This window comes from Terrisporobacter mayombei, from assembly GCF_020748465.1.
Classification (GTDB): domain Bacteria; phylum Bacillota; class Clostridia; order Peptostreptococcales; family Peptostreptococcaceae; genus Terrisporobacter; species Terrisporobacter mayombei.
In genome coordinates this window covers 1-255 of record NZ_JAHZMP010000316.1, presented here as the reverse complement: position 1 = coordinate 255, position 255 = coordinate 1, and the positions used below count along the sequence as shown (strand labels likewise).

General features: G+C 47.8%; 1 rRNA gene. It reads left to right on the top strand.

What is annotated here, in order from left to right:
• Nucleotides 1-255 (top strand): 23S ribosomal RNA (locus K0039_RS21790); the annotation flags it as partial.

The window sequence follows — 255 nt, the reverse complement described above, 5'->3', positions numbered from 1 at the left end:
CCTTGGCACTAGGAGCCGATGAAGGACGCGATAAGCTGCGATAAGCTTGGGGGAGTTGCACGTAAACTTTGATCCCAAGATTTCCGAATGAGGAAACTCACTTAGAGTAATGTCTAAGTATGGTATGATGAATACATAGTCATGCCAGGGGAACCCGGGGAACTGAAACATCTAAGTACCCGGAGGAAGAGAAAGAAATTCGATTCCGTAAGTAGCGGCGAGCGAACGCGGAACAGGCCAAACCAGTGAAGTTTT